The organism is Pseudanabaena sp. UWO310, assembly GCF_006861605.1.
Taxonomy (GTDB): domain Bacteria; phylum Cyanobacteriota; class Cyanobacteriia; order Pseudanabaenales; family Pseudanabaenaceae; genus Pseudanabaena.
On sequence record NZ_SELU01000053.1, the window covers coordinates 1 to 15,677 of the forward strand.

General features: G+C 44.8%; 9 protein-coding genes. 5 read left to right on the forward strand and 4 right to left on the reverse strand.

All coding sequences use genetic code 11. From position 1 onward, the window contains the following. The 4 genes from PseudUWO310_RS23380 to PseudUWO310_RS16505 form a co-directional block, all read left to right on the forward strand. Positions 1-229 (forward strand): hypothetical protein (locus PseudUWO310_RS23380; protein WP_223805711.1); only part of this gene is annotated, 229 nt, incomplete at its 5' end. Between the two features lie 350 nt (positions 230-579). Further along, positions 580-4,056, forward strand: coding sequence for a PAS domain-containing protein (locus PseudUWO310_RS16495; protein ID WP_142603188.1), 3,477 nt, complete (start codon positions 580-582; stop codon positions 4,054-4,056). Positions 4,057-4,058: 2 nt separating this feature from the next. Further along, on the forward strand, positions 4,059-4,487 hold the full coding sequence (locus tag PseudUWO310_RS16500) for a response regulator (RefSeq protein WP_142603190.1): 429 nt from the start codon (positions 4,059-4,061) through the stop codon (positions 4,485-4,487). Then, positions 4,484-7,786: a response regulator gene (locus PseudUWO310_RS16505; RefSeq protein ID WP_142603193.1), complete on the forward strand. Its 3,303-nt coding sequence runs from the start codon at positions 4,484-4,486 to the stop codon at positions 7,784-7,786. The genes PseudUWO310_RS16500 and PseudUWO310_RS16505 overlap by 4 nt, the downstream gene beginning before the upstream one ends. A gap of 322 nt (positions 7,787-8,108) precedes the next feature. Here PseudUWO310_RS16505 and PseudUWO310_RS16515 read toward each other — a convergent pair whose 3' ends face one another. Next, entirely contained in the window at positions 8,109-10,493 is a 2,385-nt protein-coding gene (locus tag PseudUWO310_RS16515) for a PAS domain S-box protein (protein WP_142603195.1), read from the reverse strand. 321 nt (positions 10,494-10,814) lie between these two features. Here PseudUWO310_RS16515 and PseudUWO310_RS16520 point away from each other — a divergent pair, with 321 nt between their 5' ends. Further along, positions 10,815-12,134 (forward strand): NAD-binding protein, encoded by a 1,320-nt coding sequence (locus tag PseudUWO310_RS16520; protein WP_142603197.1) that lies wholly within the window; start codon positions 10,815-10,817, stop codon positions 12,132-12,134. Positions 12,135-12,343: 209 nt separating this feature from the next. Here PseudUWO310_RS16520 and PseudUWO310_RS16525 read toward each other — a convergent pair whose 3' ends face one another. The 3 genes from PseudUWO310_RS16525 to PseudUWO310_RS16535 form a co-directional block, all read right to left on the reverse strand. Beyond that, on the reverse strand, positions 12,344-13,528 hold the full coding sequence (locus PseudUWO310_RS16525) for an Era-like GTP-binding protein (protein WP_142603199.1): 1,185 nt from the start codon (positions 13,526-13,528) through the stop codon (positions 12,344-12,346). Between the two features lie 7 nt (positions 13,529-13,535). Beyond that, complete coding sequence (locus PseudUWO310_RS16530) at positions 13,536-13,742, reverse strand: hypothetical protein (RefSeq protein ID WP_142603202.1); 207 nt, start codon at positions 13,740-13,742, stop codon at positions 13,536-13,538. A 120-nt stretch (positions 13,743-13,862) separates the two neighbouring features. Further along, positions 13,863-15,503 (reverse strand): photosystem II high light acclimation radical SAM protein, encoded by a 1,641-nt coding sequence (locus PseudUWO310_RS16535; protein WP_223805712.1) that lies wholly within the window; start codon positions 15,501-15,503, stop codon positions 13,863-13,865. Positions 15,504-15,677 lie beyond the last annotated feature (174 nt).

Below are 15,677 nucleotides of genomic sequence, written 5' to 3' on the forward strand. Positions count from 1 at the left end.
AGGTAAGAATGGGCGGCGCTTCGCGCCGCCCATTCTTACCTATTTAGCAGTTAGGACAAATCAAACCCCAAGAATTGACTGGCGGCACGAAGCGCCGCCAGTCAATTCTTGGGGTTTATGTCCTAGTACATTTGCCGATAGCTATATTGGTAAAATGTATTGGTATTGGTATTGGTATTGCGGTTTTCAAATGAGTGCCTACTCATTTGAAAACAAAAAACAATTCTAGTAAGGGTTTTGAGTTTTCATTTTGCCGTAGGCAAAATGAAAACTGCAATAAGTAAGTGGGCTTAATTAGCTATAAAGCTCTAAAACCTGCGGTGCAAGCTGCGCTTGCACCGCAGGTTTTAGGGCTTTAATTATGCGCAGCTACTTAGTAATGTATAGATAATGTATTGAATTTTATCGAGGGTATTTAATATTCCTATTTGTAAATTTCATGTCACGCCAATGGGAATCGCTATAATATAAAGATAATATTAAATATCTCCTGTTTTTTTTGCTTGGCTGACATTACCAAGAATAAAGTTGTACTTAGTTCTTGGTTTTTTGCGTGTTGTTTTTGGATTACATAACATTATGTCTAACCACGCAGAGGATTTTACGCTTAATGAATTGAGATCGGCGATTGTCCGTAATATTTTAACGGTAAGCCCAGAAACGCCAGTAATTGAAGCGATCGCGCAAATGCTCTCTTTTGGTTCCGATTGTACGGATGGTAATGATGACATTGATGAAGATTACATCCACCAAGAGGCAAGATCGAGATGTGTACTGGTTGTGGAGCAGGAAAAGATTGTCGGTATTTTTACAGAACGAGATGTTGTCAGGTTAAGCGTTCAGCCGCGATCGCTAGAGCAATTGACTATGCAGGCGGTCATGACCTCACCTGTGATCGCAGTTCAGGAATCTGAATTTACGGACTTTCTCACCGTGATGCATTTGTTGCAGAAACATCGCATTCGCAATTTGCCGATTTTAGACGATGGCGATCGCCCTTTGGGACTGCTCACTCAAGAGAGCCTTTGGCAATTGTCCCTATCCCAACTATTGATTCATCAGACCGCCCAGAAGGAAGTGATTGGCATTAGCAAAATTGCTATTAGCAGACAGCAAGCCGCAATTCAAAAGCTCAAATCCGCAGAACAGGCTCTCAAAACACAGCGAGATTTTAATCAATTAATTGCGGAAATTAGTAGTCGGTTTATTGATGTTAGCCCTAATAACCTTGACGCAGAAATCGTTAGCGCTTTGCAACTAGTCTGTAGGGCAACCAATTCTGATACGAGCTATCTGATCAAATATGATATCGCTTATGATATCGCTGAACCCATAGATGATGCTATCTCTGCTCTCCCAGAGGGAACCGTAAGCGTCACCCATGCATGGTCTAAACCAGAATATGCGCAGCAGATGACCTTGGTTAAGAACATTCCCCTCACCCTCTTCCCTTGGTCGCATACCCAGCTCCTACAACGCCAAATTGTTAATATTCCTAATGTTGCCGATGTACCTGCCGAGGCTGCGATCGATCGCTCCCATTGGCAAAAGTTTCATCTTGTCTCAAATCTATCGGTTCCGTTGATTCAGAAATCGGTGGTGACGGGATTGATCGGTTTTGCCTCCTTTAGTCATGTGACCCATTGGGACGAAGAATCGATCCGTTTATTACAGGTGATGGGACAAGCGATCGCCAATATCCAAGAGCGGATTCAGTCTGAGTACAATTTACAGGTAAGTGAAAATCGCTTGCGATTAGCCCTATGTGCAGCAAATCAAGGGCTTTATGATCTTGATTTACTGAGTGGCTCGGTGATTGTCAATGCTGAATATGCCATGATGCTAGGCTATGATCCCGATACTTTTCAAGAAAGCAATGCTAAATGGATGGAAAGAATGCACCCAGACGATCGCGATCGGACGCTGGAAATCTATACAAACTATATAGCAGGGATTTTGCCAGAATATGAGGTGGAATTTCGCCAACGTACGAAAATGGGGGAATGGAAATGGATTCTTTCTCTTGGTAAAATCGTTGCCAGAGATGAGTGGGACAATCCTGTTAGAATGATCGGCACTCATACGGATATTAGCGATCGCAAAAAAGCTGAGGCGGAGATGCTACTTGCTGAGCAAGTGCGGAAAGAACTTAAACTGTTGGAAAGCCTTTTTGATATTATTCTGGCAGGTTATTGGGATTGGGATATCCAAACTAATGAAGAATATCTGAGTGAAGGTTTCAAGAAGATGTTCGGCTATGAAGATGCTGAATTGCCTAATTCTCCCGAAACTTGGCAAAATTTGATCTTTGCTGAAGACTTAGTTAAGGTATTAGAATCCTTTGATCGCCATGTTGAAAGTCATGGCGCAGTGCCCTATCGGAATGAAGTCCGCTATCGTCATAAAGATGGTTCTACGGTATGGGTCATTTGTTTGGGGAAGGTTATTGAATGGGATGGCGATCGCCCACTGCGCATGATCGGCTGTCATATCGATATTAGCGATCGCAAAAAATCGGAGGAAGCATTGCGACTTAGTGAAGAACGATTAAATCTCGCCCTAGAAGCGGCGGGTGATGGATTATGGGACTGGAATATCCCGACAGGTGAGCTCTATCTTAGTCCCCGATGGGCGGAAATGATCGGCTTTGAAAGTAACGAACTCGCCGCCGATGTGAGTGTATGGGAACAGTTGATTCATCCCGATGATAAACCTTGGGTAATGCAATGTCTCAATGCTCATTTTGAGGATGCTACGGTTCCCTATAAATTTGACTATCGAGTAAGAACGAAATCAGGGAAATATTGTTGGATTGCCAATTACGGAAAAGTGGTAAGGCGAGATGCGGAGGGGAAGCCCCTACGCATGATTGGCACGCACCGCGACATGACCATCAGCAAGCAAACGGAAGAAAAACTGCGCAAGAGTGATACCCATCTCAAAACTGCCCAGCGAATCGGTAAATTGGGGAGTTGGGAATTCGACCCCCATAACGGACAGATTCTTTGGTCGGATGAAATGTTTCAAATCTTTGGACGCGATCCCGAAATCGGTACGCCTACCTTTGAAGAACTCCAGCAATTAATCCATCCTGACGATCGCGAATTTCATCAGCAATTAGTGCAGTCGGCGATTAGCGAGATCCAGCCCTACAATCTCGAAATTCGCTTTTATCGCTTTGATGGCTCTCTGGGTTACATCCAATCCAGAGGCGAGCCCATAGTTGATGAGGTGGGGCATTTGCTTTTATTGATTGGCACTACCCTCGATATTACCGATCGCAAGCAGTCGGAAGCTAAGCTCAGGCAAACTACGGCTCAATTGGCAGCTTCTAACCATGAGTTAGAGGCTTTTGCCTATTCCGTTTCCCATGATTTGCGATCGCCATTGCGGGCGATCGATGGATTTAGCAAAGCCCTCATTGAGGACTATGGAGATAAATTTGATGATGATGCTAAGGACTATTTTGATCGGATTCGCCGTAATGTTGCGAGGATGGGAACGTTAATCGAAGACCTGCTGCGGCTATCCCGCGTATCTCGCTCGGAGATGCAATATAGTCAAGTGAATCTGAGCCAGTTAGTACAGGAACAACTTGACGAACTGCAATCCCTTGAGCCAGCCAGACAGGTTGAAATGGCGATCGCGGATGGAGTGGTAGTTCTTGCCGATCTTGCCCTCATGCGGATCGCAATTAGTAACTTAATCCAAAATGCATGGAAATTTACTAGTCATCATCCTATCGCTAGGATCGAGTTCGGCGTAATCGCATCGCAGGGCGATCGAGCTAATATAGCTAATATTCAAGACGATCAATTAGTTTACTTTGTGCGTGATGATGGAGCAGGATTTGATATGAACTACGCCAATCTGCTATTTGGAGTCTTTCAACGTTTACATAATACGAATGAATTTGCAGGTACGGGGATTGGCTTAGCGACAGTTCAACGGGCAATCCATCGTCATTGTGGACAGGTTTGGGCTGAGGGCGCAGTAGAAAAAGGAGCAACTTTCTACTTTACCTTAGCCGATCTATCATTAGTACAGGAGCTTTAATCATGCCTTCTCTTCGTCCCATTATATTAGTTGAAGATAATCCCGATGATGAAAGACTGACGATTAGAGCTTTACGGCGTGGCAGCATTGCTAATGAAATACTAGTAGCGCGTAATGGTGAAGAAGCCTTAGCAATGGTGCTCAGTTCTCATCCGTTACCCAGCGTAGTTTTACTAGATTTAAAGCTGCCCAAAATTGATGGACTGGAAGTCTTACGACAGATTCGAGCCAATGAACGCACGCATTTATTACCCGTTGTGGTACTTACTTCCTCTAGTGAAGAAAGCGACATCATTAATAGTTATAATTTGGGGGCAAATAGCTATGTACGCAAGCCCGTAGAAATTGAAAAATTTATTGAGGCTGTACGTCAACTAGGGCTGTATTGGGCAGTAATTAATGAAATACACCCAGAGGTGCGCAAACCATGACGGATAGCCTAAAAATTTTAAATATTGAAGACTCAGAAGATGATTCCCTCCTCCTATTGCGAGAGTTGCGTCGTGGCGGATTTAATGTGACGTGGAAAAGGGTAGAAACAGCGGAAGCACTACGTGAGGCTCTGGCTCGGCAATCTTGGGATGCAATTATTTCGGACTATCATTTGCCCAAGTTTGATGCATCCGATGCATTGGCAATCGTGAAACAGAATTATCCAAATCTCCCTTTCATTGTGGTTTCGGGGAAGATTGGTGAGACTGCGGCTGTAGAACTCATGAAGGCAGGGGCGCATGATTACTTGATGAAAGATGGGTTGGCTCGCCTTGCTGAAGCCGTGCGACGGGAAGTTCGGGAAGCCCAGATCCGTTGGGAACGTCAATGCACGAAACTCGAATTAGATCGAGCCAAGGAACGCCTACAACTTGCCATTGAAGGTTCAGGAATTGGATTGTGGGATTGGGATATTGCAGCAGGGGTGATAAATATTAACTCCAGATGGGCAGAAATAATTGGCTATACGCTCACGGAAATAGAGCCAATTAATTTTGAGACTTGGCAAAGGTATCTCCATCCCGATGATTTTAAGAAAGCCAATCTCCTGATCGAGCAGCACTTCAGTCATAAAATCCAGAGCTACGAGTGTGAATTACGGATGCAGCACAAAGCTGGTTCTTGGGTTTGGATATTGTGCAAAGGCAAGGTGGTGGATTGGGATGATCGGGGGAAACCCTTGCGCATGGCAGGAACGCACCTAGACATCAACGATCGCAAACTGGCTGAATTGCGCATAGAGATGCAAAACTCAATCTTGGAACGTATTGCCAAGGGGGAGCCTCTCCGCGATATTCTCGATGCCTTAGTAAGGGTGACAGAAGAACAGATCGAAGGAGGTTTATGTTCTGTTTTATTGTGCGATCGCCAAGGTAAATTGCGCCATGGAGCGGCTCCTAGTTTGCCAGATGCCTATAATCAGGCACTCGAAGGGCTGGCGATCGCTGAAGGTGTGGGCTCCTGCGGTACGGCGGCTTTTCGCAAAGAGCCAGTCATTGTCGTGGATATTGCTACCGATCCGCTATGGCAAAACTATAGGCATCTAGCCCTGTCCTATAATTTACAATCCTGTTGGTCATTGCCCGTCATCGCTAGTGATGGTTCGGTGGTTGCCACCTTTGGCTTATATCACCATTCCATTCACAGCCCCCACCCCCGCGAGCTAGAAATAATTGCGATCGCGGCGAATATCGTCAAAATTGCGATCGAGCGTGAGCGATCGACCCAAGCCCTAGAGCATCTAAATCGGGAACTGGAAAAACGAGTAGAAAGACGTACGGAAGCTTTACAGAAGAGTGAAGCTCGGTTGCGGGAAGCACAGCAGATCGCCCACCTCGGTAGTTGGGAAATCGATCTATCAACCCAAAAACTGAGTTGGTCAGAGGAACTTTTCAAAATCTTTGTCCTCGATTCTAATTATGCCGAACCAACCTACGGACAGTTTTGTCAATACTTTGCTTCCCACGAACAGGAACGTTTGCAACTGCTGAACGAACGCGCCATTAAGTACCGCGAGCCCTTTGCCATTGATGCACAAATTATTCGTGCTGATGGCTCTACGGGCTATGTTTTTATGAGGGCGGAAGCGATCTGGAATGCGGTCGGTCAGGTGACTAGATTATTTGGCATTATTATGGATATCAGCGATCGCTATGCCATGCAAGAAGCCTTGCAACGTAGTGAAGAACGCACTCGTGCCACGCTTTCGGCGCTGCCTGACATTGTGTTTCGCGTCGATCGTGAAGGTAGGTATGTCGATTTTATGGCTTCCCCTCAAGGGGAAAACCTTGTTGATCCTGTGCAGGTGATTGGCAAAAGCATTTACGACCAATTGCCCATAGATATTCTCAAAGACCATGCAGATGTTAAGTATGAAGCCATCCAAAGAGCCCTCACAACTCAGTCGGTATTTAGTTACGAACAGCAAATTCATCTGAATGGCAAACTTCGCTACGAAGAAGTTCGCGTCGCTCCCTGCGGCAATGAAGAAGTAGTCTTTTTTATTCGGGATATTAGCGATCGCAAGAAGGCTGAGGCGCAACTCCAAAAAACTAATGAGAAACTGGCTCGTGCTACGCGACTCAAGGATGAATTTCTTGCCAATATGAGTCACGAACTACGTACTCCCCTGAATGCCATTTTAGGTATGACCGAGGGATTACAGGAAGAAGTATTTGGTGAGATTAGCGATCGCCAGTTAAAAGCATTACAAACTATAGAAGCTAGTGGAACGCATCTATTAGAGCTGATCAATGACATTCTTGATGTTTCTAAAATAGAATCTGGTCAAATTGAACTGGAATGCGCCCCAACCTCGATTAGTCAACTCTTTCAGTCCAGCCTATCCTTTGTGAAGCAGGAAGCAACGCAAAAACAGCTCCAGATCTTTACTAAGTACCAGCAAAACCTGCCCGATCTCCTAGTTGATGAACGGCGGATTCGGCAGGTATTGATTAATATCCTTAATAATGCAGTCAAATTTACTCCCAATGGGGGACAGATTACCTTAGAGGTTATTCAAATTGCTAAGCCGAGAGAACGAGTCAGTGGTGACGATCGGGAATATCTTCAGATTTTAGTGACGGATACGGGGATTGGCATTGCCAAGGAAAATATCCCCAAACTATTTAAACCCTTTGTCCAGATTGACAGTGCCTTGAACCGCCAATATACGGGTACGGGGTTGGGACTTGCCCTCGTTAAGAAGATTGTAGAGCTCCATGGCGGTAAGATTGGGTTGACTAGTGAATTAGGTGCGGGCAGTTGTTTTTCCATCGAGCTACCTTGCGTTTCCCCTTTAGCGATGCCGCTTAATCCCGTAGAAAATGCTCAAATATTTGTCAATGCAGAACTCAATTTAGATATCGTTGAATTAAAATCACCGCTCATCTTGATCGCGGAGGATAACGAAGCCAATGTGATGACAATTTCCAGTTACCTCATGGCAAAAGGGTATCGCATTGCGCTGGCTGCCAATGGGCAAGAGGCGATCGCCATGGCGCAATCGACTAAGCCCGATCTGATTCTGATGGATATTCAGATGCCTGTAATAGATGGATTAGAAGCCACCAAACAGATTCGCCAAATTCCTTCCCTAGCTCAAGTGCCGATTATTGCCCTGACTGCTCTAGCCATGCAACCCGATCGCGATCGTTGTCTCGCCGCAGGGGTAAATGATTATCTTGCCAAACCTGTGAAATTAAGAGAATTAGTCAATACAATCCAAAAATTTCTATGATGCAATTCCTCGCGTATTGTCGCGATCAGGACATAAAAAACCAAATATGAGTGGCGGCGCGAAGCGCCGCCACTCATATTTGGGCTTTTATGTCTTACAGCATATCGATCAAACGAAGAAGATTTTTGCAAGCTTTGCTTCGCAAAGCTTGCAAAAATCTTCTTCGTTTGGGTTTGGGCGCAAAGCACTGTAAGCAAAAAAGCACTGTAAGCAAACCTGATGTTGCTAGGGCGCTAAATCTTAGCAAGGGATTCATACCAATGCCCAAAAGTGTGGCTACACTTTTGGGCATTGAAAACCAAACCCAGTAAGGGTTTTAAAATCACAAAATGGCTACGCCATTTTGTGATTTGGTATCATAGGGTAATCTGACCATAAAACAACTGCCTTCACCTACCTTACTCTCAACGCTGACTTCTCCACCATGTAGCTCGGCAAGTTTCTTGACTAAATTTAAACCTAGCCCCGTACCAGAATATTGGCGACTCAGGCTGCTATCTATCTGCACAAAGGGTTGAAATAGCCTCTTGAGATCTTCCTGCGAGATTCCGATTCCATTATCGGATACCGAGAAATACAGTTCGTTATGGGTTAGCTTTGTCTCTAGCAACACCTTGCCATTCTTTTGGGTGAACTTTACGGCATTACTCAATAGGTTGATGAGTAACTGCCTCATTCTCCTTTCATCTATGACAATCACTTTGGGTACATTGGTATCGATTTCGAGATTTAGTTGAATATTTTTTTGAGCGGCTTGATGTTTGACAAAGCTAAGGCTGCTTTCGCATAGGTCGCGGACGGAAACCGATCGCAGTTCGAGGGAAAACATTCCCGATTCGATCTTAGCAACATCGAGAATATCGTTGATTAGTTCTAAAAGATGTTGTCCGCTTTTTTGAATGGTCTTGAGCGATCCCTGTTGGCGTTGGTTGAGTTCGCCAAAGGCGTTTTCAATTAATCCTTCGGAAATTCCTAAGATTGCATTGAGGGGGGTGCGTAACTCATGACTCATGGCGGCTAAAAATTCATCCTTAAGGCGTGTGAGCCGTTCGAGTTCTATGTTCGTCGCAGTTAGTCTTTCATTACTTAACTGGAGGGCGGCTTCGGCACGTTTGCGATCGGTAATATTTCTCACTAAAACTAGGACTTCGTCGTTGCCACAGGGGCTAATTCGTACCTCTTCATAGACCCATTCGTGATGCTTTTGGAGCTTATGTTCATAGATTTGGACTTCTCCCGTAGCGATCGCTAATTGGGAGGCTTTAGCTTGGTTGGCAATAATATCAGGAGCCAAGACTTCAGAAATATGATGTTTAATCGGGATAAATGCTTCCTTGTCAGGGATATGCGGCATGATGCAATCTAGACAGGTTCCGTCCGTTTTGAGACGAAGCAATAGATCGGGAATAGCATTGAGGATTTCCCGTTTGCGAGTTTCACTTTCAGCGAGATCGGCAGTACGCTGTTCGATTCTCAGTTCTAACTCTTGATTGAGTTTATGGAGAGCCTGTTGCGTCATTTTCAGTTCGTTGATGTTTTGAATCAGGGCGATATCGTACATTGGTCGATCCTGCGCGTCGCGAACTATCGAAACACTCAATAATCCCCAAATAAATTGTCCGCTTTGGTGGAGAAACCGCTTTTCAATATGGAAGCTATCGATCTCATTGGCAAGTAATTTTTGATAATGAAAGAGGTCAACTTTGAGATCGTCGGGATGGGAAATCTCTTGAAAGGTTAAAACCTGTAATTCGCTCTCAGAATATCCCAGCATATGACATAGAGCTTGGTTGACCGCAATATGTTTGCCGTTGGGGGCAGCCAGTGAGATACCTACAGCCGCACTGTCAAACACACTCCTAAAGCGCATTTCCGATTCGCGCAAGGCTTCTTCTGCCTGTTTGCGATCGCTAATATTGCGAATGATAGTTAGCACCTCGCGATCATTAACGCGCACGATCTGTACTTCTTCATACTGGACTTTGCCGTTGATCAACCATTGCTGCTCGAAGGTCTGGATTTCGCCCGTAGAGATTACCTGTTGGATCGCTGTTAACTTCCGATGGGCTAAATCGATGGGGAGAACGTCTAAAAAATGTTTGCCAATGGGATCGAAATCGGAAGCGAACAGATCGGCGACATAGTGACTAGAGAAGCACTCTAGATAGATGCCATCCACACTCACGCGATAAATTAGATCGGGGATGGCGGTGAGAACCGCTCTTTTCTGAGATTCCACATTGGTTAAGGAATCTTCAGTTAGTTTATTTTTGGCAAAAAGAACCCTCTCTAGGGTGGCTACTCCGATCAGGCGATCGCTATCATCGAGAATGGGTAAGTGGCGGCAATGCTTCTGTTCGAGGAGATCGAGGATTGATTCTAGATCGCGTACTTGGGACTCTCTCATGCTGGGAGTTTCAGTTGCCAGTACTGCTGCGATCGGTAACTTGGCGAAATTAACTTGTTTTTCCACTAAACGCAACACATCTTGTTGGGAAAAAACTCCCATTAATCGCTCGCCATCAACTATCAAAATACAGCTTGTCCTTGCTTCTAGTAGGCGACGATCGCAGGAATGATCGACTTCAACCGCATCAATTAGCCGATTTAGGATACAGATCGCTTCCCATACCGATTTTTCGGGAGAAATTATAAGCGGATCGCGATCGATGGCTAGATCGAGGTAAATGCTTTTTTCTAATAGCATTGGTTTGATTTTAAGTTAATGAGAAATATTCCCCCTCCCTATTATATAGCGATCGCTAAGGTCGTTAAGCTATCTATAATAATCCTAAAGGATTTTTATAGATATTCCTATAGGTATTCCTATAAATATTTTTCCGTATATCTATAGAAATATCTATGGGGAAACGGAGAAATTAGGGCTTCTTGGGAGATTATTTGTATTTTCTAAAACCTTGCAAAAATCCGCTGATTTCGATCGCAATGTCAAGCAATGGATATTGCACTACGATATATTGCATGACGATACAACTATAAACGCTAGCTTATAGAGGAATTACCTAGAATGGCTGTCGATTATGACCTCGTAGTGATCGGTATAGGGGCTTATGCCCTCAAATTAGTTTGTCTTGCTGCCCAAAGTGGAGCTAGAGTTGCATGGATCTGCGATCGCCATAGTCACGATCTAACCGATCTAAATATTGTTCAGATTCTGGATGTTTTGCAACTATTAAAAAGTAGGATGGTTACACATTCTACGGCTGAGAAATTAAGCCTATTTCCCCAACAAATTAAGCAAGCTTTAAAGGATGTTTGCCCAGATGATTTATGGGATATGGTGCAAACAATAGGTGTTGATGTAATTATTGGAACATGCAAATTTGATCGTAAATCACCTAATTTCTACGGTTTAGAAGTGACTGAGTCCGATGCTTTTGCCACCGATCGGATCTCTCAACGGCGTTTGACTTCCCGAACCTATGCGATCGCTGACGATCCGCCCACACCGTTAAGTAAAATTTTTGGACTTGCCGATGGTGATTACTTAACCGCAAGCAAACTAATGTCTTTAGAAAATCTACCCAACTCGATCGCAGTTTTAGGCAACGATGTCTATGCCTGTGCGATCGCCCAAAATTTGAATTTTCTCGGTGTAAAAACCTATTTACTCGCAGATCACAGCCCGATCTTGCCCTCTATCGATCTGGCGATCGCGCGGACATTGCAAGCACAGCTCGAAGCAGAAGGAATTGAGATTTATACCAATGCCAGAGTTACGGCGGTAAGTAAAATTCAGTTTGATCGCTCGCGGATTTGGCTAGGTAATACCACGCTGGAATGCGATCGCCTGCTCCTTCCTATTGCGCCAAGGACTTGGTATATTCCCCACGAAAGCTATATCTATCAATGTCATCATGAACAAGATATTGCCCAGATCCTCTACCAATGCTTGCGAACTCATCCTTGGCATTTGCCCAATAGATCGGAAGTTCCTGCTACGATCCATGTACCTTCCATGCCGCCAATCTCCCAAATTGGGCTCACGGAATCCGCAGCGAAAAATTTGGGGCGTTCTACCTATGTTTTAGAAAGTGCCAATGAAAATATGGGTATGTGCAAAATTATTTGCGATCGCCAAGGAAAAATTCTGGGGGCGAGTATGTGTGGAGAGCGAGCAAAATTAGTGATCGAAGCGATCGCTATGGCGATGCAAGGGAAAATCAAAATCCAGAACATCGAGGTTTTACAAGAGTTGCATCTAACCGAGCAATGGTCAAAAATCCATCGCCATACTTCTCAACAGGAAAAGTCCCAACAGGAAAAGTCCCAACAGGAAAAGCTCAGGAATTGGTTTATAGCTGCCGCCAACTGTATCAGGACATAATACCAATTCCCAAAATGGCAACGCCATTTTGGGAATCTCAAAACCTTACTGGGTTTTATACCAATTCACAAAAGTGTTGTCACACTTTCGTGAATTGGTATAAAACCCCAAAGAGAGTTGCCGCGCGGAGCGCGGCAACTCTCTTTGGGGTTTTGATTTTGTCCTAACAAAACTGGCGGCAGCTATACTTTTCGGCGTGATGGGAATTTCTAGATTTCCCCTGATTGATGAAATCGTTGCAATATCGAATCGGAGGAGACATGGCGGAGGATATCCGCGATGAGATTTTTCGCTCCCCACCTGCCAGAGGCACGGCTGTGGTCTATATCGTTTATCAATCCTTGAAATAGTAAATGTATGCTCAATCCCACGCCCAAAATTTGGATATATCTTGCTATTTCATTCTGAAGACCAAGTTCACCTGTACCACAAGCGATCGCGACGATTGCCATGAGCCATACATAATTCCTTTGTGTGGGATATTTGCCGATCGCCCACAGGGCTAACAATCCATTAAATCCGAAACTAATTGCTCCATCTAGCCAAGGAAAAGGTGATATCAATACCCCAATCGCTTCAGTGACGAATATTGCCGCTGCGATCGCTGTGGTTCTGCGTAATTTCGCTAAATGGCGCTGGGTAACGGAGTTTTGAATCTCTAAAAGCGAGAGCAATACATTCACCGCTAAGAGTTCTTTCCCCTCCCTATTTAATAGATCGAGGATTCTTTGCTTTAAGTCTTGAATATCGGGAAATGTCGGTTCCCAAATCTCTTGACTACGCCCATCGCTATATTGAACGCGCACCTTGACGGGTTTCGGCTCTGCCGATACCAAGATGATTTCCTCTGGTGAAATTAGTTTTTGCAATTCAGAACTTTGTAATGATTGGTGAATGGCAAGGCGATCGCGATCGGGATAAAGATCCACCTTATTAAATACCAACAAGATCGGCTTATAAAATTGTTGCAGATTGGCGATCGCCTCTTGTTCTAACCTCGTCATGTCACCAGCGATCGTAAACAAAATTAGATCTGCTTGCTTGGCGGTCGCTAGGGCGATGGCTGCTCTTTCCTCACCGCCAACCTCATCAAGACCCTGCGTATCAATTAATTGCAGTTGGATTTTGTTGCTAACATTCCATGTATATATGGCAATATCCTGCGTTATGCCATGGGTCGCCCCCGTTTCGCTCAGCTTTTGCCCTAGAAGTGCATTAACTATGGATGACTTTCCCCGTGAAACCATACCGAAAACGGCGATCGCGATCGTGGTTTTATCTAACTTCTCTTCAAGGGTGGATATTTGCGATAGTTCTGTTTCGATTAATTCCTTTTGAAATAGCTGGCGGTAATTAATTAGGCGATCGCGGACTTGTTGAGGATAATCTTGCATGAAAAATCTAGCCCAAAATATCACTCAAACTAATTTCAATTTCTGGAATGACCATACTTTTAATCGTCCCATCCCCCGTATAGACCGTTTGATCGTAAAATCCTTCCACTAATTCTCCATCCTCCAACTCGTAGAGGTTATCACTGCCGTCATCATAGGCATAGTATTCTGCGTAGGAGAGAAATTTGACTTGGGGACTAGTGGCTTGAACCATAAATTATTCCATATGCTGGTTACATATTATAGCTGCCGCCATTCTTGTTAAAACAAAATCAAAACCCAAAAGAGGGTTGCCGCGCTCCGCGCGGCAACCCTCTTTTGGGTTTAGGACTCCCTAGACATTGACTAACTCTTTCATCGGAGCAGCCAGTGCTTCTTCTAACGGTGCGCGTCCTAGCCGTTCTTCGAGAATATTCATTACGGTACGACCAAAATCATCATCATCGCGCTTCCATGCCTCTAGACAGACTTCGCCAAAGAAGGAGCCGAGGGGTTCGGGATTCCACAGCAATTTCTTGGCTGTCCAAGGCATCATGCTCATGGGGTTATAGCCTTCTTTGAGGATGTTGTTCTTGAAAGCATAGTCTTCTAAATGGGTATGGGGCTGTAAACCGATAAAGAAGATCGCAGGTTCCACCTTGTCAGCGCCAAAAATTGCTTCTAGTTCGCGATGATAGGCGATCGTTTGACGAACGGTTTCTAACGTCTCATCGATAACATTGAAGGAATAGTTGACCGATACTAACTCATTAAAACCCGCTGCTTTCAGATCGCGGCAGTTTTGCAAGACGGACTTGAGGTTATAGCCCATGCGCATTTTGCGGACTAATTCTTGGGAGCCGCTAGTAATGCCGATCTCGAAATAACTCATGCCCGTCTCCACCATTAACTGACAGAGATAGGGGGTGAGATTGTCCGCACGGATATAGGCTGCCCAGTGAATATCCGTCATACCTGAAGCCTTGATCTTTTCCAGTAATTCAATGGCATCATCAATGAATTTCTTGGCGGGAATAAACTGAGCATCGGTAAACCAGAAATTACGAACGCCGCGATCGTAGAGAACCTGCATTTCCTTGATGACTTCATCGGTGGGATTGATGCGGACTTGTTTGCCTTCAATGACGGTATAGATGCAGTAACAACAGTTATGAGGACAGCCACGCTTAGTTTGTACGCCAATATAAAAGTCACGATCGCGAAAATAGTAATTAAAATCTTCCCAAATCGATTCGATATATTCGTAATTGCAAGCGCTTTTTTCGATCGGTGCGGGCTGCTCGTGGATGAGCCTTTCGCGGGGCTTTGTTTCACCCACTACATAGCAGCGATCGCTAGCGATTTCCCTTCCTTGCACCAACCGCTCTAGTAAGGATTCGCCCTCACCGACGGAGACAATTGTGCCTTTGGGCAGGAAATTTCCTAGCTGCTCGTAAAAAACGCTGACTGCGCCGCCACCGATTACGGCTCTGGCTTGGGGCTGATAGCGCTGGGCGCGACTTAAACCCCTTTTGATGAGCTGGGAATTGCGCCATAGCTCGGTGTAGTAAGAGGTAAAGAGGCGCAAGCCATTTACGGCTCCGCGCAATTTTTTGAAAGGATTTTTGGCATAGTAAAACTCAAAGGCATTTTGGAGGGGGTTGCCACCGCGTCCGCCCACAGGAGCATAGATCTGAATGTCACGCCATGAAAAAACTAATAGGTTGGGCTGAAACCTATCGATCTCGCGATCTAGCGCTGCGTAAAAATCCAGCGGGGGCACAGTGCCTAGGTCGAAGATGCTTTGCTGCACCGCAGGGGCGACCTTATGAATGTGATCGGATAAATAAACTACGCCAATTGGAAAAATGGGATTGCATGGGAGGCGGATATAGAGAATGCGATCGCACTCTACAGGTATTTTCGCCGCTCCATCGTGATCCCTGCGATCCCTAAATTCCGCGTCATTGGTTTTTATAAAATTTATGCCTGTCATTAATTTTTATCTCTGAATCTAAATTATTTCTTATTTAGTTTTATTATTTTTCAGGTTTCTGCGGCGATTTTTAGCTTGGGAAATCGTTGCGCATTACCCGCTAAGTCTTTACATATCTTAATTATATTCACTTTATTGCTAGTTCTGTGGTCGGGATCTCGTTAAGGTGATGGG